Origin of the sequence: Streptomyces sp. BK340 (assembly GCF_007827595.1) — a bacterium.
In the GTDB taxonomy this organism is placed as follows: domain Bacteria; phylum Actinomycetota; class Actinomycetes; order Streptomycetales; family Streptomycetaceae; genus Streptomyces.
This window is the reverse complement of the sequence record NZ_VISR01000015.1, coordinates 24,116-44,795: the sequence shown is the minus strand read 5'-3', so window position 1 is coordinate 44,795 and position 20,680 is coordinate 24,116. Positions and strand designations below refer to the sequence as shown.

Below are 20,680 nucleotides of genomic sequence, written 5' to 3'. Positions count from 1 at the left end.
CGCCACGTCGGTTCACGCCAAGCGGCGGAATACGGGCTTCACCGGGCGTCCGCCCAGCCAGGGGGTGGGGTCGGCGGCGTCCAGTGCCTTCCGGTACACCGCACACGCCTGGGCCACCACCTCGACGGTGTGATCGATGTCGGCGTCGTCGAGCGCGCTGCTCACCACGAACGACGGGGCCAGCACCCCGCCCGCGAGGAGCCGGCGCAGGAACAGGGTGCGGTACTCCTGGGACGGCTGCAGGTTCTCGTCGAGGGTGGCGAAGACCAGGTTGCTGGCCCGGCCCCGGACGACGATGTGATCGCCGACGCCCATGCCGGCCGCAGCGGCGCGGACACCGTCGGCCAACCGCTGGCCGAGGGTGTGCAGCCGCGCGGTGACGCCCTCTTCGACGTAGGTGGTGAGCACGGCCATCGCGGCTGCCAGGGAGTGCGTTTCCGCACCGTGCGTGGTCGACAGCAGGAACACCCGGTCGCCGGAGTGACGCAGCCCGCCCAGCTCCATCAGTTCGCGGCGCCCGGCCAGCGCGGAGACGGCGCATCCGTTGCCCAGCGCCTTGCCGAACGTGGAGAGGTCGGGGACGACGCCGTACAGGCCCTGGGCGCCCGCCTCGGACCAGCGGAAGCCGGTGATCATCTCGTCGAAGACCAGTACGCAGCCGTGCCGGTCGGCCAGCTCGCGCAGGCCGGCGAGATAGCCCGGCGGGGGCTCGGTGTGGGTGGCGGGTTCGAGGATCAGGCAGGCGACCTCGTCCTGGTACCGGGTGAGCAGTTCTTCCGTGGCCGCCAGGTCCCCGTAGGGGAAGGACACGGTGAGTCCGGTGCTCGCCTCCGGGATGCCGGCGGACATCGGCGTGGTGCCGATGAACCAGTCGTCGACGGAGAAGAACGGATGGTCGGCGCAGATGGCCACCCGCGGGCGCCCGGTGGCGGCGCGGGCGAGGCGCACCGCGGCGGTGGTGGCGTCGGAGCCGTTCTTCGCGAACTTCACCATCTCGGCGGTCGGCACCGTGGCCAGGAAGCGTTCCGCGGCCTCGACCTCCACGATGGAGGGCCGGACGAAGTTGCTGCCGCGGTCGAGTTCCCGCCGCACCGCCTCGGTCACGCGTGGGTGGGCGTGGCCGAGGCTGACCGACCGCAGGCCGGAGCCGTACTCGATGTAGCGGTTGCCGTCGACGTCCCACACGTGGGCACCGCGGCCGTGGCTGATGACCGGTGCCAGGTTCTCGGGGTACTGGTCATCGCCCTTGGCGTAGGTATGAGCGCCCCCGGGGATCATGGCGTGCAGCCGCTCGTTGGCTGTCCGCGACAGGGGCAGGTCGAGCACTTCGGTGTCCACGGGGACCTCAGCTCTCTCTGTGCTTCAGGACCTGGGCGAGGCTCGGCGCCTCCCGGTCCCGTTGGGACATCAGGGCGACCGGCAGCGGCCAGGGAATGGCCAGCTCCGGGTCGTCGAAGGCGATGGTCACGTCCTCGGCCGGATCGTGCGGGCGGTCGATGCGGTACGAGGTGTCGGCGGTGTCGGTCAGTGCCTGAAAACCGTGCGCGCATCCCGCGGGAATGTAAAGAGTTGGTTGTGTTTCTCCTGAAAGTTCAAAGGAGGCCCAGTTGCGGAAGGTGGGGGAATCCGGCCGCAGGTCCACGACGACGTCGAAGATCCTCCCGTACGAGCAGCGCACCAGCTTGGCCTCGCCGGCGCCGGAGCGCAGGTGCAGGCCGCGCAGCACGCCCCGGACCGAGCGGGACACGCTGTCCTGGACGAAGGCGTCCGGGTCCAGGCCCACCGAGCGGACCACGTCGGCGTCGAAGGTGCGGCAGAAGAAGCCGCGCTCGTCGGCGTACGGCGTCGGCTCGAACAGGAACGCGCCGGCGATCTCCGGGACTTCGGTCGCTTTCATGGAGACTCCTGCCGAGGACGGGCCTGGGTGGGGGCGTGGGTGGGGGCGTGGCCCTGGTCGTGGTCGGTCGCCGGGAACAGGGCCGCGGTCAGGGCGGCGAACTGGTCGTCGAGTTGCCGGGCGGCGGCCAGGTTCCGCGCGGCGAGGGTCCGCCGCAGGTCGGCCGAGTTCTTCTCCAGTGCCCGGAACTGCTCCAGCAGCCGGTCGGCGTCGACCTCGCGCGCCGGGTGGCAGTAGGCGCCGAGGCCCATCCCGGCCATGAGCGCGTCGCTCTTCGCCGCGTAGCTGAGGGCGAGCACCGGTGTGCCGGTCTTCAGCGCGCAGATCAGGTTGTGGTAGCGGACCGCCACCACGGTGTCGGCGGCCGCCATCTCCTTCATCAGGTCGGCCAGCGAGGCCGGTTCGGCGGCGGTGACCAGCGGTGAGTCCACCGCGTCGAGGATCGCGGCGACCACCGAGGCGTCGCACCGGTCGCCGGTGAGCAGCCGGACCGGTCTGCCCTCCTCGACCAGCGTGCGGACGAACCGGATCGTGCCGTCGAGGTAGCGGCGGTAGATCTCGTCGGCCCGGGCGCGGTCGTCGTTGCCGCCATGGAAGTCCATGACGCCGACGCAGACCGGGCCCGGCGAGCCCGAGGGCGCGCTCGCCGGCGGTGTCGGCAGGGAGAAGGCGAGGTCCGGGTAGACCTCGTCGCGGGCGGTGTCCACGCCCATCGCCCGCATGGCGTCCCGGGACTGGGCGTCCCGGTAGGACCGGTAGGCGGCCAGGCGCCCCGACCAGCGGACCAGGGCCCGGGTGGGCCGGTTGCGGATCTCGGCGGCGCCGACGCTGACCAGCGCGACCTCGGTGCCCACCAGCCGGCCGCTCGCGCAGAGCAGGAACAGCGAGTACGGGAATCCCCAGGGCCGCAGCGGCAGGGTGGCCTCCAGGACGCCCATGCCCGGCACGATCACCACGTCGTGCCGGCGCACCCAGCCGGCGGTGCGGAAGACGTCGACGAGTTTGCCGAGCCCCTTCGACGCGATCGCGCCCGCGCGGGACGCGGTCCGGTACTCCGCGCGGTTCCAGTGCAGCCGGGTGGCGGGGATCCCGAACCGGGCCGTCACGGCCTCGGGCCCGCCGCACAGCGCGTCCACGACCGCCTCCGGGTGCTCGGCGCGCAGGTACCCGAGGACGGCCTCCAGCGAGCCGTCGTTGCCGAGGTTGCCGGAGCCGAGCAGGCCGAACACCCCGACGCGCACCGGGGCCCCGTCCGCGGCCGTCATGCCTGCCTCCCCTCACGGCCGGCGACGAGGGCGTCGACGGAGACCGTGAGCAGGGCCGGGTCGACCGGGGCGCGGTCCTCGACCCGCTCGCCGGCGCCCGGCCGGGCCCGGCTGGTCATCCACGATGCCAGGTGGCCGTAGCACGCGCGCCGGTCGGCCGGGGACAGCGGCGCCCGCCGGATCGCCGAGGCGAAGCCCCAGACGTACTCGGCGAGCAGCCGGGGCGTCGGGTGCAGCAGGCCTGACCGGCGCGGGTCCAGGTTGACGCACCGGGAACGCTTGGACGGGTTGGCCCGCTCGGCGCGGGTGGGGTGGTCGCGGCGGAAGTACAGCAGCTCGGGCACCTGGTGGAAGCGCCCGTGCAGGGTGATCTCGGCGACGAACGTGCGGTCCGCGTGGTGGTAGCTGTCCATCGGTTTCACCCGGCGCAGCATGTCGGCCCGCATCACCCCGTAGAAGTCGTCGCCGCCCGGCTCGAACAGCAGGCTGCGGAAGCGCTCCGGGGCGTGCGGCGAGCCGGTGGCGAGCGTGTACTCGTAGGGGACCGTCACCTGGCCGTCGCCGTCGATGACCGCCTGGTCGGTGTGGGCGAGGATCACGTCCGGCCGCTCGTCCAGCGCCTCGACGCAGCGCCGGATCAGGTCGCGGCCGTAGAGGTCGTCGTGCGAGGCCCACTTGAAAAGCTCGCCGCGGGACTCGGCGAACACGTGGTTGTGGTTCGGCGTGGCTCCGATGTTGCGGGGCAGCCGGTGGTAGCGGATGCGGGAGTCCTGCGCGGCGTACTTGCGGCAGATGTCCTCGGTCCCGTCGGTCGAGGCGTTGTCGGAGACGACCAGTTCGAAGTCCTCGTAGGTCTGGCCGAGCAGGGCGTCGAACGACTCGGCCAGGTACTCCTCGCCGTTGTACACGGGCAGGCCGATGCTCAGCCTGGGTCGGTCGGTCATGCGGTCCTCACTTCGGGGATGGGATTGCGGTGGCGCTCGCGCAGGGCTGACCGCAGTTGCAGCCACCACACGGCCGAGCCGCTGACGGTCGCGGCGGCGACGCCCCAGGCCGAGCCGGACGCGCCGGATACGGCCGCCCCGCCGAGCCCGCCGCCGACGTAGCAGGCGGACGCGAACAGCTGGCAGCGCAGGCTGCGCCGGGCCGCGCCGAGTGCGCGCAGCCCGGCCGCCGCGCCGGTGCCGAGGCCGGCCCCCGCGACGCTGAGGGTGATCTGCACGATGAGGTGCGAGGAGGAGTGCCAGACGTCGCCGAGAGCCAGGTCGCCGAGCCGGTCCGGCATCAGCAGCAGCGCCGAGCCCCAGAGCAGTGCTCCGGCTGCCTGTCCCCCGCCGAGGAGGAGGCAGAACCTGCCCAGTTGATGCGGGGCCCGCCGCAGCACCCGGGCCGCCTCCGGGACGGTGACCAGTGAAAGACCCATCAGCACGGCGAGGAACGGACCCATCAGGAGTTCGGCGCCCCGCACCGCGCCCACCGCACCGACCCCGGCGATCACGCCGAGCCCGTACGCCCGCAGCTGGCTCGCGCCACTGAGGCTGACGTTCTCGACCAGGTACCGGTAGCCGAGATCACGCTGTTCGCGCAGCCAGCCGCGCGCCCCGGTCACCCGGGGCCGGATGCCGGACTGGAGGCAGCCGTAGCCGGCGGCCACTGTGGCGGACGCGCCCCAGGCGAGCACGAAGGCGGCCACGCTGTCCACGCGGGCCGCCACCACCATGGCCGGGACGAGTGCGATGCCCCACACGACGTCGTTGACGAACGCCTTGCGCCCGGTGCCGGCGGCGAAGAACGAGAACCGCCACGCGTCCTGGAGCAGCAGTCCCGGCAGCATGAGACCGAGGGCGGCGAACGCGGGCCCCACCCGGCCGCCGAGGCCGAGTCCGGCCACCAGACACACCACGCCGAAGGCCGTACCCACGCCGAGTGCGGTACCCGTCGAGCGGGCCACCGCCCCGCGCCAGGAGGCGTCCGGCGCGCCGCTGAAGCGGACGACGAACGGGTCGGTGGCCAGGCCCCGGGAGACGTTGAGCACCACGCCATAGGTCACCCAGGCCAGGCTGAACACGCCGAACGCGGTCACCCCGAGCGAGCGGGCCACGTAGATGCCCACCGCGAAGTTGCTGATGCTGGAGGCCGCCTGGTCGGCCAGTCCCCAGGACAGCCGGCCGACGAGGGCCCGCCTGGCGGATCCGGCCGGTGCCGTCGTCTTCTCCCGCTCGGTGGTCATCGGCGTCATGCCTTGATCAGTTCGGCGCCGCACAGGGCGTCGGCCGCGGCTGCGACGGTGTCGAACGGGAGCCCGGACCGCTCGGCGACGTCCAGCAGAGTGTGCTCGCCGTCGGAGAGGTTGAGCACCCAGAGCATGGCCATCTGGGCCTGCTTGGTGTCGCTGCGGCCGCCGAGCGCGTCGTACAGGCCGCGCCGGCCCAGTTGCGGTTCGCCGTAGGGGCTGAGGTTGAGGTACCGCCGGTTGCGGTCGAGGACGGCGAACGCCTCGCGGCAGACGGCGAGGGTGTCCGCCATCGCCGCCGGGGAGACGAAGTCCAGGTTGTCCGCCGAGGTGTGATACTCGGGGTAACCGGCGTACGGGGTCCGGGTGAGCGAGCCCACGCCCAGGTTGAAACCGGGCGAGCAGAACTGCCGTTCGTCGTAGCCGTACGGCGTGAACCCGGTGATGCGGTGCGGCCGTTCGGAGGCGGTCAGCACATGCCGCAGCACCCGGTCGATCTCGGCGTCGCCACGCCTGCTCTGTTTGTACGTCAACCGGCCCGGGTCGCCGGCACAGGCCAGCACCAGCCCGTGCTTGACCTGTTCCACCCGCTCCGCGTTGCGGGCCAGCCAGGTGATCGCCCCAATGGTGCCCGGCGCGTAGATGAACCGGTAGGTGTAGTACGGCGTCTCCTGCGCCAGCGCGCGGGCCAGGAACGTCGCCACCGCGATGCCGGCCAGGTTGTCGTTGGCCAGCGACGGGTGGCAGACATGGCAGGAGACGATCACCTCGTCGGCGACCTGCCCGGGAACCACGTGCTCGGCGTAGGTGAGGTGGCCGTCGGCGAGTGTGGAGTCGATGCGCACCTCGTACTCGCCGTCCGGCAGCGCGTCCAGGGTCTCCTGGGCCAGGCAGAACCCCCACTCCGGCTTGTAGTAGCTGGTGCGGTACGGCACCCAGGCCGGGTGGTCCGGCAGGGTGTGCAGGTGTCCGCGCAGCTCGGCCAGCGGCATGGTCGCCGAGACCGGCACGCTGTAGCCGAGCACGTGCAGGCTGGACGCGGCGAAGTCGACGACCCGGTTGCCCGCGGAGTCGGCGACGTACGCGTCCCGGATGTTCCACTCCTGCGGCACCGTCCAGTCGAGCACCTGAGTCCCCGTCGGCACCTCGTGCACCTGCAGCGGTACGTACTCGCCGACGATCTCCAAAGTGGCGCGCACCCCGTCGCCGGTGATGCTCCGGCACAGCGGGTACAACCGCTCCACCAGCGCGTACATCTCTTCGCCCGCCGTGGTCATCGGCGCCACCGCAGGGTGTCGTCGACGGCGCCGGCGTCGGACGCCGCGCGCAGCACGGCCAGCCGGGTGAAGCGTCGCTCGAAGTCCTCCTTGGTCAGTGCGTGTTTGCGGTAGGCGTCGGCGAGTTCGAGCGCACCCTGCTTCACCGTCCACTCGCAGTCGAAGCCGGGGATCGCCGTGCGGAACCGGGAGAAGTCCACCCGGTACGACCGCGGATCGGCACCGTTCTCCCCAGTGATCACCACCTTCGCACCGGACACCGCCTCGGCGACCTGCTCGGCGATCTCGGCGACCGTGACGTTGTTGATCTCGCTGCCGATGTTGAACGCCCGGTCGTGCACCGCTTCCCGCGGCGCGACCAGCGCGGCCGCGAAGGCCCGTGCGATGTCGGCGGCGTGCACCAGCGGACGCCAGGGGGTGCCGTCCGAGAGCACCAACACCTCGCCGGACAGGAGCGCGTGCCCCACCAGGTTGTTCAGCACGATGTCGGCGCGCAGCCGGGGCGAGTGGCCGAAGGCGGTGGCGTTGCGCATGAACACCGGGGTGAAGTCGCCGTCGGCCAGCGCGTGCAGGTCGTCCTCCACCCGCACCTTCGACTCCGCGTACGGCGTCACCGGGCGCAGCGGGGCGTCCTCGGCCACCAGTTCGCCGCCGCCGGCGGCGCCGTAGACCGAGCACGTCGACGCGTACAGGAAGCGCCGCACTCCGGCGTCGCGGGCCAGCCGGGCGAGCCGGACGGACGCGTGGTGGTTGATGTCGTAGGTGAGCTCCGGCGCCAGCGAACCGAGCGGGTCGTTGGACAGCGCGGCCAGGTGGATCACGGCGTCCACCCCGGCCACATGGTCGGCCGTCACGTCGCGCAGGTCCACCCGGTGCCCGGGCGGGTCCGCCGGCTGCGGGCCCAGCACGCAGTCGGCGAACAGGCCGGCGTCGAGGCCGACGACCTCGTGCCCGGCGGCCGCGAGGACGGGGGCCATCACGGTGCCCAGGTAGCCCTGGTGTCCGGTGAGCAGTACGCGCAAGGTTCATTCCCCCAGGTCGAGAGTGAGTTTGGTGAGGGCGAACGCCTCGGCGTAGCGCGCGTGGCATTCGATGCCGCGGATCCGTGCGAGGCCGAGGAAGGCCTCCCGGTCGTACCAGGGCCGGTGGCGCTGCGAGGGGTAGTGCTCCTGCAGCAGCCGCACCTTCTGCTCGGCGATCTCCGGCGACAGCGGCTGGTAGGCCGCCGGACGGCCGAGATCGCCGTCCCACTTGACGATCTCGTAGCCGAGCACCAGGTGGTCGCGGAATGCGGTGGGCAGCAGCTGCGCCAGGCCGCGGTGATCCTGGTGCGCGTCATCGGTACGCGGCGCGAGCACCAGATCCGGATCGGTCCGCTCGCGCAGCTCCTCGACCGCGGCCTTCGCCTCGTCCCAGTACGCGGGCAGCCGGCCGTCCGGCAGCTTGAGCACGGTCAGCCGCAGGTCGGCACCCGGGCAGAAGGCGGCGAGCGCGGCCTGCTCCTCCTGCTCCCGCTCGCTGCCGCCGCCGGAGAGCACCAGCGCGTCGACGCGGACACCCGGCCGTGCGAGGCACAGCGTCAGCAGGGTGCCGCCGGCGCCGATGGCGATGTCGTCGCAGTGCGCGCCCACCGCGACGATCCGGTCCAGGGGCCCGGCCCCGAGCCGGATCACGCTCTGGCTCCGGCGCCGGCTCCCGCGCCGTCCTGTTCCCACACGGCCCACGGGCGCTCGCCCCGGGCGTAGGCGTCGTCCAGCGCGGCCCGCTCCTTCACGGTGTCGGTCGGCTTCCAGAAGCCACGGTGCTGATGCGCCACCAGCCGCCCGCGCTTGGCCAGTTGGGCACATCCGTCGGCGACCAGGTCCCCGTTCTCCGGTATGTGGTCGAAGATCTCCTGGCGCAGCACGAAGTAGCCGCCGTTCTCCCACAGCGGCAGTTCGCTCACCGCGGTGATGCCCCCCACCAGGCCGTCCTCGCCCAGCTCCACGCAGTGGAACGACGACTGCGGCGGCACCACCATCATCGACGCCCCGGCGTCACGCCGGGCGAACCGGTCGATCATCTCCGGCAGCGGGGCGTCGGTGAGCACGTCGGCGTAGTTGGCGAGGAACATCTCGTCGCCGTCCAGGTGGTGCCGTACCCGGCGCAGCCGCTCCCCGATCGGCGACTCGATGCCGGTCTGCGCGAACGTGATCGTCCAGTCGGCGATGTCGGTGGACAGCAGCTCGGTCCGCCCGCCCCGCAGCACGAAGTCGTTGGACGTCGTCTCCTCGTAGTTGAGGAAGAAGTTCTTGATGTGGTGAGCCCCGTACCCGAGACACAGGATGAACTCCGTGTGCCCGAAGTGCGCGTAGTAGCGCATGACGTGCCAGATCAGCGGCCGCGGGCCGACCATCGCCATGGGCTTGGGGACGTCGTCCGCGGCACCGCTCCGCATCCGCATCCCGTAACCGCCGCAGAACAGAACGACCTTCATGACCCCACCTCGACGATGCTCAGTTCCGGGACGGGGAAGACCAGCCGGCCGCCCCAGTCGTGCACGAAGGACAACTGCTCGACCAGCTCGGCCCGGAGGTTCCAGGGCAGGACGAGGACGTAGTCCGGTCTGTCGGCGGCTATCTGCTCGGGCGGCAGGATCGGGATGCGGGTGCCCGGGGTGAACCTGCCGTGCTTGTAGGGGTTGCGGTCGACCGTGTACGGGAGCAGATCGGGCCGGATGCCGCAGTGGTTGAGCAGGGTGTTGCCCTTGCCCGGGGCGCCGTAGCCGACGACCGTCTCGCCGCGTTCGGCCGCCTCGATGAGGAACCGCAGCAGGTCCCGGCGCACCTTGGCCACCCGGGCGGAGAACTCGGTGTACCCGGACAGCTCCTGCAGCCCGGCGGCCTTCTCCCGGTCCAGCACCTCGGCCACCTGCGCGGACGGCTCCCCGGCCACCTCGGCCGGCCGGGCCCACAGCCGGATGGAGCCGCCGTGCGTGGGCAGCAGCTCGACATCGACGAGCGCGAGTCCGCCGCTCGCCAGCGCCCGGATCGCGGACGCAACCGTGTAGTACTGGAAGTGCTCGTGGTAGATCGTGTCGTACTGGTTCTCCTCGATCAGGGTCAGCAGGTGCTGCACCTCGATGGAGACCCAGCCGTCGTCGGCGACCAGGGCGCGCAGCCCCTGCGTGAACCCGACCACGTCGGGGATGTGCGCGTACACGTTGTTGGCCACGACCAGGTCCGCCGGTCCGTGCTCGGCACGGACGTCGCCGCCGGTGGCCGGGTCCAGGAACGCCGTCAGCGTGGGCACACCCGCGTCCCGCGCCGCGGCGCCGACGTTCACCGAGGGCTCGATGCCCAGACAGCGGATCCCCTGATCCACCACGTGCTTCAGCAGATACCCGTCGTTGCTCGCGACCTCGACCACGAAGGAGTCGCCGCCGAGACCCAGCCGCGTCGCGGCGCTGTCGACGAAGGTGCGCGCGTGCTCCACCCAGGAGGTGGAGAAGGAGGAGAAGTACGCGTACTCGCTGAACGTCTCCTCCGGCGTGATCAGCGGCGGGATCTGCGCGAGCCAGCAGTCGGTGCAGACCCGCAGGTGCAGCGGGTACGCCGGCTCCGGCTGATCCAGTTGGTCCGCGGCGAGAAAGCTCTCACAGGGTGGCGTCGCCCCAAGATCGACGACGCTCGCCATCGCCTCCGAGCCGCAGAGTCGGCATCGTGTCATCTACTGCCCCCATCCCCCCTGCTCGCGCGGGTGTCCCCGCCGCGAGCCAGTACTGACCGTCCCGCGATCGCGGTGCGGTACCCCTCCACCAGGCGCTCCAGCCCGACGGCCGGACTGAAGTCCTGCTCGTACCGGCGCCGGGCCGCCTGTCCCATCTCCCGGTTGCGGTCCGGATCGGCCGTGATCCGGCGCAGACAGGACGCGAGCGAGCCGGGATCGCCCGGCAGGTGCCGCAGCCCGGTCACCCCGTCCTCGACGAGTTCCACGAAGGCCCCGTGACCGGCGGCGACGGCCGGGACCCCCGCCGCCATCGCCTCCACGACCACCAGGCCGAACGCCTCCAGCCAGGTGGAGGGAGCCACCACCGCCACCGACCGTGCGACGGCCCGCCGGCACTCCTCCTGGTCGTACAGACCGACGTACCGCACGTCGTCCCGGCCCGCGGCCCAGGCGGCCACCTCCGGCTCCAGGGGCCCCGTGCCGGCGATCATGAGCGGCACGCCGATCCCGCCGCCGGAGGCGATCTCGTCCCACGCGGTCATGAGCAGCCGTACGCCCTTGGCCTCCGCGAGCCGGCCGAGATAGAGCAGATGCTCGCCGGCGCCCGCCCGGACGACACCCGGCTCGGGTACGAAGTTGTGCTTCACCGCAAGGAGTTCGGGCGGCATGCCGGCCCCCACCAGGACCTCGCGCTGCGCCGCCGAGATGCAGAAGAAGCGCTCCACGCCGGACCACCACCGCCGCCGGTTGGCCGAGAGGCTGACCGCGAGCGGCACGGTCGCCAGCCGGGAGCCGCGGTAGCAGCCGTGCCGGACCGCGGGCAACGGCGTGGAGCCGACGCACTCGGTGCACGGCCGGCCGTCCCGCTGCAGAGTGCCGGGCGGGCAGACCTGGGTGTAGTTGTGCAGGGTGGCGACGGCGGGCACGCCCGCGTCGGCGCAGGCGGCCAGCACCGCGGGCGACAGCAGCGGGAACACGTTGTGGACGTGCACCACGTCCGGCCGCTCGGCGCGGAGCTTCGCCGCGAGCTCCCTGCGGACCGCCCGGTTCCACGGCACCCGCAACGGCAGCGCGGCCTTGGCCGGCAGGGACAGCGCGCCGATGTCGTCGCTGCGCCGCTCGAACAGCTCGACCCGGTGGCCGGCCCCGCGCAGCAGCGCCACCTCCTGGTCGACGACCTTGTTCTCCCCGCTCGGCTGCGCCGAGGCGTAGCGGTTGTGCACCACGAGGACCTGCATGCTCAGCCCACCTCCGTTCTCTGGGCCCAGCGCGGGACGCGCCGTCGGGGGACGTCGGGTGCCGGGAAGGGAGCGGCCGGCGCGGGCGTCGCCAGCAGCGAGGCGGCCACGGCCAGATGCAGCAGATACGGCGAGGCGTCGCCCAGCCCGGCCTCGGTGTAGGACGCGATCGCGCAGTAGCTGATCAGGAAGATCGCGCAGGCGCGCGACAGCGACGGCGGCCGCAGCAGCGCGACGCCGCCCAGCACGACGATGAACGCCGCCACCAGACCGACGCCGATCACACCCTGCTCGTTGTAGACGGCCAGCCAGCTGTTGTCGATCGGCAGCCCGTCGAACGACTTGTCGCCCAGGCCCACGCCGAACAGGTACTCGGTGGTCGTCCGGGGTGCGGTCAGCAGAGCGTGCCAGACCTTGGCCCGGCCGGTGAGGCTGGAGAAGTTCTCCTGGCTCTGCCCGCGCAGGAACCACGTCTGGAGCGCGGAGGCGAACCCCACCGCTGCCACCGCGGCGATCGCCACCGCCCGGGTGAAGAACCGGCGGGCGGCGCCGCTGGTCAGCATGAGCGAGCCGATCGCCAGCGCCAGCCCGAGGAGCAGGCCGAGCGTGGCCGTGCGGGTGTGGGTCAGGGCGAGCAGGACGAGTGACGGCACGATGACCACCGCCGCGCTGGTCCCGTCGGTCCGCCGGTCCAGCAGGAGCAGCACGGTCAGCCCGATGATCACCGCCGCGTACTGTCCGATCTGCGGCGGGGTCAGCGGCCACAGCGCGCCGACCAACCGCCCGCCGTAGAGGTCGGGCAGGGCCGCGCCCGGTGAGGCGACCAGACCGGCGGCCACCGTGCCGAGCACCGCCAGGTACATCCGGATGTGATGCCGGACGAACGTCGTGCCGCCGTCCCACCAGCGGCTCAGCAGCCACAGCGTGCCGACGAACAGGGCCAGCCGGAAACAGCGGAACAGAGCCCCGAACCCCGACTCCAGGTGTGAGCTGGAGATCACGCTCATCACCAGCAGCAGGGTGAGCAGGAACAGGTAGGCGCTGGCCCGCAGGCGCAGCCGGAGGTTGACCGCGAGCGCCAGGGCGAACGCGGTGACCAGCGCGCCCATCGTGACCATCTGGATGAGGGAGCGGGGGAGCGGGACGATGGTCTTCGCCCCGGCGGAGCCGAGCGTGTTGAGGACCAGCAGCCCCCAGACCGTCCCGACGATCTTCGGCGTGTGGTTCGCGCTCATCTCAATCACCGTCCGGTGCGCGGAAGGTGCTGCCCGCGTCCTGCTGGTACGGCATGCCCTGCCACTGCCCGTAGTCGAGGATCCGGCTCGGGTCGTGGGCGATGAACTTCCACGGTCCGACGTAGACGTTGTCGTGCCAGCGGTTGTGCTGCTCGAGAGTGATCGCCTCGGCCACCCGCTCGCCCTGGTACGGCGACCAGTCCGGATAGGTGCCGTAGTTCGCCAGCACCGCCATGCGGTCGCACTTCACCGTGCAGTCGACGACGGACTTGTCCAGCACGAAGCGGTTGTTGTGGATGTCCACCCGCTGGGTCCGCCACCGGCAGTCGGCGTAGAGAGGTGCGGTGGCGATCGCCGGCTGTGCGCAGCGCTTGGTGTTCTTCACCAGCAGAGTGCAGTCACCGGACGAGGTGTTGGCCGGGCTGTTGCAGAACCGGTCGGCGTTCTCCCACAGGGTGATCCCGGACCAGTTGTTCTCCAGCACGTTCCGGTAGATCTCGATCTTGTCCGTGCGGGCTCGGATCCGTGGTTCGCCGCCGGACTCGGACAGGTAGACGGTCGCGAACGGGAAGCTGTCGCCGCGGTCGGCGTACCTGCGGCCCTCGACCCAGTTGTTCCGCCGGATCGTGTTGTTCCGGATGACCGCGTTGTAGCTGGTCTCGTAGATCAGCGCGGCACCGTCGTTGGCCTCGAGCACGTTGTCCTCGATGCGGAAGTCGTTGTTGTCGGTGTCCGCCCACAACCCGGCTCCGCGGTTGTCGTGCACCCAGTTGCCACGTACGTCGGCGCCGTCGACGGCCCAGAACTTGACGCCCCCGGTGCAGCCGCAGCCGGGCCGCCGCCGCTCCCAGTCGTCCTTGTTGTTGCCCACGATCTCGTTGCCCTCGACCACCAGGCCGCTGATCCGGCCGGTGGCCTTGTACGCGTTCATGCCGTACTGGCCGTTGCCGCGCAGACAGCTGGCGCGGACCTGCTGGCGGTCACCGGCCATCAGCCCGGCGCCGGAGTTGTTCCGGATCGTCGAGTGCTCGATCACCCACCCGTCGGCCGAGTCGTGGTTGACCACGCCCTCGTTCTGCGGCGCGACGAACCCCTGGACGGTCAGGTAGCGGATGGTGACGTTGCGGGCGGTGCCGCCGAACGCGTACTGGTTGGTCCTCCGGCCGTCGAGCACCGCGCCCGGCGCGCCGAGGTAGCTGTCCCCTTCCTTGGGGATGACCTGGGCGTAGCGGTTCGGCTCGAGCCTGTGCCTGCCCGGTCGGAGCCAGAACGTGGTGTGCGGGGGGCTGCTCCTGGTCTTCGCAGCGAGGTCACCGGCCACCGCGGGATCGACGGTCACCGCGCCGGCCGGCGCCTTCGCCGGCCCGGCCGCGGGCTCGGCGCACATCCGGGCCACGGGTGCGGACCGCACGGCGGTCGGCTTCGGCCGTGCGCTCGCCGTGTTCTCACACCCGGTCGACGCCAGCAGGACCAGCACCACCGGTACCGCCGGCCACGCCCGGTGCAGCCGCCTGATCCCCAGGCGTCCTCCGCCCGGGGGCTGCTGAGGGATCTCCGCGGCGTCGCGACGTCCGGCACGTTCCCCCACTGCCTCAAGGGCGTCGGGCCGGCTGCGGTCATCGGCCTCCCTCAAGCTCTCGGCCTCCCCCGAGCTCTCGGCTTCGCTCGGGCAGGGGGGACCCCCGTCGCGGCGGGCGCTCTTGCTTCCACGGAGTTCCACCAGAGCCCCCTAGCCGCGGAACCTGAGCACGGTGGTGAACTCGTCCGTGCCGTCGGCGAAGCCGGTGCCGACCAGCGTGGTGGCGGGTTCCTTGCGTCCGAAGCCGGCGGAGTACCAGCCCAGCGGCGGGTCGCTCTCGCCGCGATGCGCCCGCCAGCTCAGCTGCCCGGGCAGGTCGAGCGCCGCGGAGCGGTCCTCGCCGTCCCGGGTCCAGCTGAGCTGTGCCCGGTTCCCCGCCAGGTCCGCGGCGATCGCCGGGCCGAGGTGGAACGCCAGCCGCACGGCCCGGCGCGGGCCGCGCACCTCGTCGACCACCGTCAGTTCCTGGCTCGCGGCCGTCAGTTCCACCCGGCGGCGGTGCACGGAGTGCTGGTAACCGTCGTGCTCGGCGCACCAGCGGGCCGTTCCTCCGTCCGAGGCGCCGGACGTGTCCGCGACCAGGACGCGGGTGCGGGCATGCCGGGTCCACAGGAACGGGCCGCCGGAGACGGACTGGTCACCGCCGTCCAGTTGCAGGGTGTTGTGGCCGAGGGTCGACCGGAAGTACTGCCGCCACTCGGGCTGCCCGTGGTAGCAGAACGTCCCCGGGTCGGCGAGCACGTCGACCCCGTCGTGCCGGACCTCCACCGACAGCGCGTCCGCGTGAGCATGCGCGGCGATGGACAGGAACCCGTGCGGACCGCCGTCGCAGCGGCACCAGATCTCCGCCGGACCACGCAGGATGGTCATGCCCGCGTCGGCGAAATGGGCCGGCCGGCCTGCCGGACGGGACACCGCCGGTGCGGTGGGCCGGATGAGCGCGGCCAGCAGCGGGGTGCGCACATCGGTGCCGGTCACCTCCGGCCACCAGCTGAGCCGGCCGAACACGGCGTCCCCGGTGGCCAGCAGCGAGGCCCAGCGGTCGGTGCCCGCGCCGTCCACCACCAGACCGTGTCCGTCGTCCGCGTCCCCCTGGCGCGGCGGCCGTAGCCGGCCGTCCACGACGGCCGCGAGCGCGTCGGTCATCCGCAGCAGCACCAGCCGGATCGACGAGGGAACCGGCACGCCCGCGGCATCCGCCTCGGCCACCGCGGCGAGGCCCAGCTCCAGCACGAGGCCGTGATACTCGGTGGCCAGCTCGCGGTTGAGACCGGACTCGAAGGTGTTGTCGCGCAGATGCCGCTCCAGCGACCTGAGCGCGTCGGCTCGCAGGCGTGCCGAGGAGGGGAACCATGCGAACGCGCAGGCCGCGGCGAACTGCCCGGCGGCCTCGGCGATGACGTGGTTGTTCGCCGAGGACCCCCGGCTGGGGAAGGCGGCCAGCCAGCGCTGGTGGTGCCAGATCTGGCGGTGTGCCACGGGGTTGTCCTCGAACAGCGCGGCCACGCCCGGCCAGCCGTCGAGCAGCCGGCGGATCCACACCCAGGACAGCAGCCGGATCCCCAGCTCGATGCCGCTGGTCCAGTGCACTCCGCGCAGCGGCGCGTTGCCCGCCCACCACGACCGCAGGTGCTCGGCCACCCGTTCGGCGTACCGGACGTCCCCGGTGATCGCGTAGGCGGCGGCGAGCCGGGTGAGGTACTGATGCCGGGACAGCTCCCAGATCTGCTTGATGTCCCCGACCGCGTCCTCGTTCCGGTACGGCACGTCGAAGGCGTAGCCCCACGGAGCCCGGCGCCCGGTCTTCGGGTCGTACCACCAGTCCGGGTCGGCCAGGTCGTCGCGGTCCACCCCGAAGTACTCGGCGTGCCCGGCCATCAGCCGGTCCGCCTCGGCGATGAGGCGTTTCGCGGCGTCCGGCGGCACGGCGGCGATGGTCCCTGCGGGCAGTACGGCGGTGAACCGGGCGCCGGTCACGCTCGGGCAGTCCGGCCGCACCGACCGCCACCGCCGCCTGCGCACCGCGTCGCCGACCCGCCCGCCGACCTCCCGCGGTCCCATCCGGGACAGCCGCCGCAGGTACCAGCCCGGGCTCATGGTCACAGCGCCCTCGCCAACGTCACCGGCGCGCCGCCGGACAGACCGGCCTGCACGGCGAGGGTCGCAGCCGTGGTGGCGACCAGCGACTCAAGCGGCACCGGCATCGGGCCGCCGGTCCGCACGGCCTTGATGAACGCGGCCAGTTCGGCGGACTGGCCCTTGTCCCGGGCCTTGGGCAGCCGCGAACTGACCCACCGCTTGCGGGCGTACACCGAGGCACGGACGAAGTCGTCCAGCCGCAGCACCTTGCCGTCCGCGACGAGGTCCAGCGTCTCCTTGGGGAAGCCGGGCGCGCCGGTGGTGACGTAGCTGATGGTGGCGGTGGACCCGTCCGGGTAGCGCAGCACGGCCTGCAGATCCTCGTTGCCGGACGTGGCGACCGCGTACACCGAGACCGGATCGGCATCGAGCAGCCAGCTCGCCGTGTCGATGAAGTGTCCGCCCTCGCCGGCGAACCGCGAGCCCTCGGCGCCCTGTTGGAGGTACCAGCTGCCGTGCGCCAGCCGGCCCGCGTTGACCAGGTAGCGCAGGCTCGCCGGACCGGTCCTGGTGCCGAACCGCTTCCTGGCCTCCTGCAGCAGCGGCGCGAACCGGCGGTTGAAGCCCACCTGCAGCCGGTCGTTGCCGGACTCCTCCACCGCCGCGAGCACGCCCGCCAGCTCGTCCTCGGTGAGCGCCAGCGGCTTCTCCACGAACACCGACTTGCCGGCCAGCAACGCCTTTCGGGTCAGTTCGGCGTGCGAGCTGTGCCGGGTGACCACGAACACCGCGTCGATGGACTTGTCGCCGAGCACGGCGTCGAGATCGGTGGTCGCCCCGGCGAAGCCGAACTTCCGCTGAGCGTTCGCCGCGGACAGCGCCGTCGTGGTGACGACCGTCGACAGCTCGACGCCGTCGCGCTGTGCCAGGTGCGGCAGCAGCATCGACGTCGCGTAGTTTCCCGCGCCGACGAACGCCAGCCGAACCGGCGTCCTGGCGGCCCGGCCCGGGGTGGACACTCCGCCGCCGTGCCGCTTCACCGCGGGCACGGCCACCGCCACGGGCTCCGCCTCGGCCGCGTGTTCGGGGTACCGGAACAGCACGGCCACGGCCTTCAGGTCGCCGTCCTTCAGACGCCGGTACGTCTCGACGGCGTCGTCGAAGTCGGCGATGTGGGAGACCAGGGGATCCACGTCGACGCTGCCGCGGGCGACGAGGTCGAGGAAGCAGGCCAGGTTGCGGCGCTCGGTCCAGCGGACGTAGCCGATCGGGTAGTCCCGCCCCTCCAGCTCGTACTCCGGGTCGTAGCGCCCGGGGCCGTAACTGCGGGAGAACCGGACGTCGAGCTCCTTCTCGTAGTACGCGTTCCACGGCAGGTCCAGGCGGCACTTGCCGATGTCGACGACCCGGCCGCGGTCCCGGCAGAGCCGGGCGGCCAGCTCGACGGGCTGGTTGCTGCCGCCGCCGGCGGCCAGGTACACCTGGTCCACGCCGTGACCGCCGGTGAGTTCGGCGACGGCGGTCTCCACGGCAGCGGAGGAGGGATCGCCGCAGGCCGCCGCGCCCAGGCGCTCGGCCAGCTCGCAGCGCACCGGGTCGGGGTCGGCCCCGATGACCCGGACTCCCGAGGCGGCCAGCAGCTGCACCACCAGCTGCCCGATCAGTCCGAGGCCGATGACCAGTGCCACTTCGCCGAGCTGCGGCTCGCCCTGGCGGACCCCCTGCAACGCGATCGACCCGACGGTGCCGAAGGCCGCGTGCCGCGGCGCGAGGCCGTCCGGCACGGGGGTGTAGAGGTTCTTCGGTACCCAGTTCAGCTCGGCGTGCAGGGCGTGCTCGTTGCCGGCGCAGGCCACGAGGTCGCCGGCCTTCACGTCGTCGATCCCGGTGCCGACCTGCTCGACCACCCCGCACAGCGAGTAGCCCAGCGGCGTGTAGGAGTCCAGCTTGCCCATCACCTTGCGGTAGGTGGCGGGCACCCCGTTGGTGGCCACGCTCTGCATGACCTTGGCCACCTGGTCCGGCCGGGAGCGGGCCTTGCCCAGCATCGACATGCCGGCCTCGGACACCTTCATGAGCTCGGTCCCGGTGGATATCAGCGAGTAGGCGCTGCGGACCAGCACACCGCCCGGCTTGCACCCCGGTACCGGCACGTCGAGCACCGCCAGCTCGCCGCTCTTGTAGTTCTGCACAACCTGCTTCAACGAAGTCCCCTTGTTTCTGAGCCGTCTTCTACGCCGCCGAGCGAGCGTTCCGGCCCGGCCCGGAGGTCGCGCCGCGATACCAGTACTCGAGGGTCAGCACATGCCACAGATGTTTGGAGTAGTCCCGGTGCCCGGCGGCGTCCTCGGCGGCCAGCCGCGCCAGCGCGTCGCGGCGCAGCAACCCGGACCGGACGAGCTCGCCGTCGTGGATCACCTCGCGCACCAGCGGTGCCAGATCCCGGCTCATCCAGGCGCGCAGCGGGGCGCTGAACAGGCCCTTGGGCCGGTACACGATCTCCCGGGGCAGGACCGAGGCGGCCGCCTCCTTGAGGACGGCCTTGCCCTGCCGTCCGACGATCTTGCGGTCACCGGGCACGGTGAACGCCGCCCTGACCACGTCGACGTCCACGTACGGCACCCGCACCTCGGTGGACGCGGCCATGCTCGACCGGTCCGTGTAAGCGAGGTTCAGGCCCGGCAGGAACATCCGGGCGTCGCCCAGGCACATGCGGTTGACGAAGTCGTCGAGGTCGTTGTCCTGGTAGACGTCCGCATGCTCGGTCAGCACGTCCTCGACCGCCGGGGCCAGGTCCGGGTCGACCAGGGCGAGCAGCTCGTCCTGGTCGTACATGGTGTAGCTGCGCCGGAACGCGGTCTCCTCCGGCAGATCGGCGAAGGAGAGGAACCGCTTCGCGAAGCGCACCGACCGGTACCCCCGGCGGGCGGTGGCGACCGGGAGCCGGTCCACGGCCCTGGACAGGCCGCGCCGCAGGGGCCGCGGGACGCGCTGGTAGCGCAGCGCGATCAGGTTGGCCAGGTGCTTGCGGTAACCGGCGAACAGCTCGTCGGCGCCCATCCCCGAGAGCATCACCTTGACCCCGGCCTCCCGGGCCGCCGAGCAGATCAGGAACGTGTTGATCGCGGCGGGGTCGCCGATCGGCTCGTCCAGGTGGTACGTCATCCGCGGCAGCAGGTCGAGCACGTTCGGAGCGATCTCGATCTCATGCAGGTCGACACCGAACCGCCCGGCCACCTGCCGGGCATAGCGCAGGTCGTCCGGCATCGCCTCGAACCTGGCGTCCTCGGCCCGGAACCCGATCGTGTAGGCGGAGATGCCGGGCCGTTCGCGGGCCGCCAGCGCGGTCAGGTAGCTGGAGTCCAGACCGCCGGACAGGAAGGTCGCCACAGGTACGTCGGAGAGCAGGTGGCGCCGGGTCGACTCCTCGACGACGGCGGCGATGTCCGGCTGCTCGCCGGCCCGGGCCCGCTCCCGGCCCTCGGCTGCGACGTCCTTCAGGTGCCAGTACCGGCCGCGCTCCACCCGGCCGTCGGGCCGGATCCGGAGCCAGCTCCCGGGCGGCAGCTTCTCCGCTTCGCGGAACGCGCACCGTGAGTCCGGCACCCAGTAGTAGAGCAGCGAGGCCACCAGCGCCGCATGATCCACCTGCAGTGACCCGCCGGTCACGGCGGCGAGTGCCTTGAGCTCGGAGGCGAACACCAGACCCTCGCCGCGCCGGAGCAGGAACAGCGGCTTGATGCCGAGCTGGTCGCGGGCGAGCACCAGGTCACCGGTGCGCTCGTCGAAGATCCCGAACGCGAACATGCCGCGCAGCCGGGGCAGGCAGTCCGTGCCCCAGCGCCGCCAGGCCTCCAGCAGCACCTCGGTGTCCGAGGTACCGCGGAAGCGCACTCCGGCGGCCGACAGCTCGGCACGCAGCTCGGGCGCGTTGTACAGCTCGCCGTTGTACGTCAGGACGAGGCCGCCCGAGACCATCGGCTGGGCGCCGGTCTCGGACAGGTCGATGATGGCCAGCCGGCGGTGCCCGAGGTGTACTTCGCCGTCACCGGCGGAGTGGCTGTAGCGGCCCGCCCCGTCCGGACCGCGATGGGCGAGGGTATCGGTGAGCCGGTCGGTCACGGCCTTCCCGTCCGGCCATCGGTAAGTGCCTGCGATGCCACACATGT

At 72.1% G+C, this 20,680-nt stretch carries 16 protein-coding genes; all 16 read right to left on the bottom strand.

All coding sequences use genetic code 11. The features are described from left to right. Positions 1–12: 12 nt before the first annotated feature. Positions 13–1,338, bottom strand: a complete 1,326-nt coding sequence (locus tag FB157_RS24980) for a glutamate-1-semialdehyde 2,1-aminomutase (protein WP_145882878.1) — start codon at positions 1,336–1,338, stop codon at positions 13–15. A 7-nt stretch (positions 1,339–1,345) separates the two neighbouring features. Then, a complete protein-coding gene (rfbC, locus tag FB157_RS24975; RefSeq protein WP_145882877.1) occupies positions 1,346–1,897 on the bottom strand; it encodes a dTDP-4-dehydrorhamnose 3,5-epimerase in 552 nt (183 codons plus the stop codon). Beyond that, a complete protein-coding gene (locus FB157_RS24970) occupies positions 1,894–3,162 on the bottom strand; it encodes a polysaccharide pyruvyl transferase family protein (protein ID WP_145882876.1) in 1,269 nt (422 codons plus the stop codon). Before FB157_RS24970 ends, rfbC begins: the two co-directional genes overlap by 4 nt. Beyond that, the gene (locus tag FB157_RS24965) at positions 3,159–4,106 is read right to left on the bottom strand and encodes a glycosyltransferase family 2 protein (protein WP_145882875.1); all 948 of its coding nucleotides are present in this window, start codon (positions 4,104–4,106) and stop codon (positions 3,159–3,161) included. Before FB157_RS24965 ends, FB157_RS24970 begins: the two co-directional genes overlap by 4 nt. Next, the gene (locus tag FB157_RS24960; RefSeq protein WP_145882874.1) at positions 4,103–5,401 is read right to left on the bottom strand and encodes a hypothetical protein; all 1,299 of its coding nucleotides are present in this window, start codon (positions 5,399–5,401) and stop codon (positions 4,103–4,105) included. The genes FB157_RS24965 and FB157_RS24960 overlap by 4 nt, the downstream gene beginning before the upstream one ends. Continuing rightward, positions 5,398–6,681, bottom strand: a complete 1,284-nt coding sequence (locus FB157_RS24955) for a DUF4910 domain-containing protein (protein ID WP_145882873.1) — start codon at positions 6,679–6,681, stop codon at positions 5,398–5,400. Before FB157_RS24955 ends, FB157_RS24960 begins: the two co-directional genes overlap by 4 nt. After that, positions 6,669–7,694 carry an NAD(P)-dependent oxidoreductase gene (locus FB157_RS24950; RefSeq protein WP_145882872.1) on the bottom strand — a complete coding sequence of 342 codons (1,026 nt, stop codon included), beginning with the start codon at positions 7,692–7,694 and terminating at the stop codon, positions 6,669–6,671. Before FB157_RS24950 ends, FB157_RS24955 begins: the two co-directional genes overlap by 13 nt. Before the next feature lie 3 nt (positions 7,695–7,697). After that, positions 7,698–8,345, bottom strand: coding sequence for a PIG-L deacetylase family protein (locus FB157_RS24945; protein WP_145882871.1), 648 nt, complete (start codon positions 8,343–8,345; stop codon positions 7,698–7,700). Beyond that, positions 8,342–9,148, bottom strand: a complete 807-nt coding sequence (locus FB157_RS24940) for a glucose-1-phosphate cytidylyltransferase (RefSeq protein ID WP_145882870.1) — start codon at positions 9,146–9,148, stop codon at positions 8,342–8,344. The genes FB157_RS24945 and FB157_RS24940 overlap by 4 nt, the downstream gene beginning before the upstream one ends. After that, on the bottom strand, positions 9,145–10,380 hold the full coding sequence (locus tag FB157_RS24935) for a class I SAM-dependent methyltransferase (protein ID WP_145882869.1): 1,236 nt from the start codon (positions 10,378–10,380) through the stop codon (positions 9,145–9,147). The genes FB157_RS24940 and FB157_RS24935 overlap by 4 nt, the downstream gene beginning before the upstream one ends. Beyond that, positions 10,377–11,618 carry a glycosyltransferase gene (locus FB157_RS24930; protein ID WP_145882868.1) on the bottom strand — a complete coding sequence of 414 codons (1,242 nt, stop codon included), beginning with the start codon at positions 11,616–11,618 and terminating at the stop codon, positions 10,377–10,379. The genes FB157_RS24935 and FB157_RS24930 overlap by 4 nt, the downstream gene beginning before the upstream one ends. 2 nt (positions 11,619–11,620) lie before the next feature. Beyond that, positions 11,621–12,853 (bottom strand): O-antigen ligase domain-containing protein, encoded by a 1,233-nt coding sequence (locus FB157_RS24925; RefSeq protein WP_145882867.1) that lies wholly within the window; start codon positions 12,851–12,853, stop codon positions 11,621–11,623. 1 nt (position 12,854) lies between these two features. Continuing rightward, positions 12,855–14,375 (bottom strand): right-handed parallel beta-helix repeat-containing protein, encoded by a 1,521-nt coding sequence (locus FB157_RS24920; RefSeq protein WP_145883023.1) that lies wholly within the window; start codon positions 14,373–14,375, stop codon positions 12,855–12,857. Between the two features lie 207 nt (positions 14,376–14,582). Continuing rightward, positions 14,583–16,529, bottom strand: a complete 1,947-nt coding sequence (locus FB157_RS24915; protein ID WP_398947205.1) for an alginate lyase family protein — start codon at positions 16,527–16,529, stop codon at positions 14,583–14,585. A 2-nt stretch (positions 16,530–16,531) separates the two neighbouring features. Further along, positions 16,532–18,715, bottom strand: coding sequence for a bi-domain-containing oxidoreductase (locus FB157_RS24910; RefSeq protein ID WP_145882865.1), 2,184 nt, complete (start codon positions 18,713–18,715; stop codon positions 16,532–16,534). A 28-nt stretch (positions 18,716–18,743) separates the two neighbouring features. Then, a complete protein-coding gene (gene asnB, locus FB157_RS24905) occupies positions 18,744–20,678 on the bottom strand; it encodes an asparagine synthase (glutamine-hydrolyzing) (RefSeq protein ID WP_145882864.1) in 1,935 nt (644 codons plus the stop codon). Positions 20,679–20,680 lie beyond the last annotated feature (2 nt).

Excerpts from the sequence above, each read along its gene's own strand:
- rfbC (WP_145882877.1), bottom strand. The coding sequence starts at position 1,897 with ATGAAAGCGACCGAAGTCCCGGAGATCGCCGGCGCGTTCCTGTTCGAG.
- FB157_RS24970 (WP_145882876.1), bottom strand. The coding sequence starts at position 3,162 with ATGACGGCCGCGGACGGGGCCCCGGTGCGCGTCGGGGTGTTCGGCCTG.
- FB157_RS24965 (WP_145882875.1), bottom strand. The coding sequence starts at position 4,106 with ATGACCGACCGACCCAGGCTGAGCATCGGCCTGCCCGTGTACAACGGC.
- FB157_RS24960 (WP_145882874.1), bottom strand. The coding sequence starts at position 5,401 with ATGACGCCGATGACCACCGAGCGGGAGAAGACGACGGCACCGGCCGGA.
- FB157_RS24940 (WP_145882870.1), bottom strand. The coding sequence starts at position 9,148 with ATGAAGGTCGTTCTGTTCTGCGGCGGTTACGGGATGCGGATGCGGAGC.
- FB157_RS24935 (WP_145882869.1), bottom strand. The coding sequence starts at position 10,380 with ATGACACGATGCCGACTCTGCGGCTCGGAGGCGATGGCGAGCGTCGTC.
- FB157_RS24930 (WP_145882868.1), bottom strand. The coding sequence starts at position 11,618 with ATGCAGGTCCTCGTGGTGCACAACCGCTACGCCTCGGCGCAGCCGAGC.
- FB157_RS24925 (WP_145882867.1), bottom strand. The coding sequence starts at position 12,853 with ATGAGCGCGAACCACACGCCGAAGATCGTCGGGACGGTCTGGGGGCTG.
- FB157_RS24915 (WP_398947205.1), bottom strand. The coding sequence starts at position 16,529 with ATGAGCCCGGGCTGGTACCTGCGGCGGCTGTCCCGGATGGGACCGCGG.
- asnB (WP_145882864.1), bottom strand. The coding sequence starts at position 20,678 with ATGTGTGGCATCGCAGGCACTTACCGATGGCCGGACGGGAAGGCCGTG.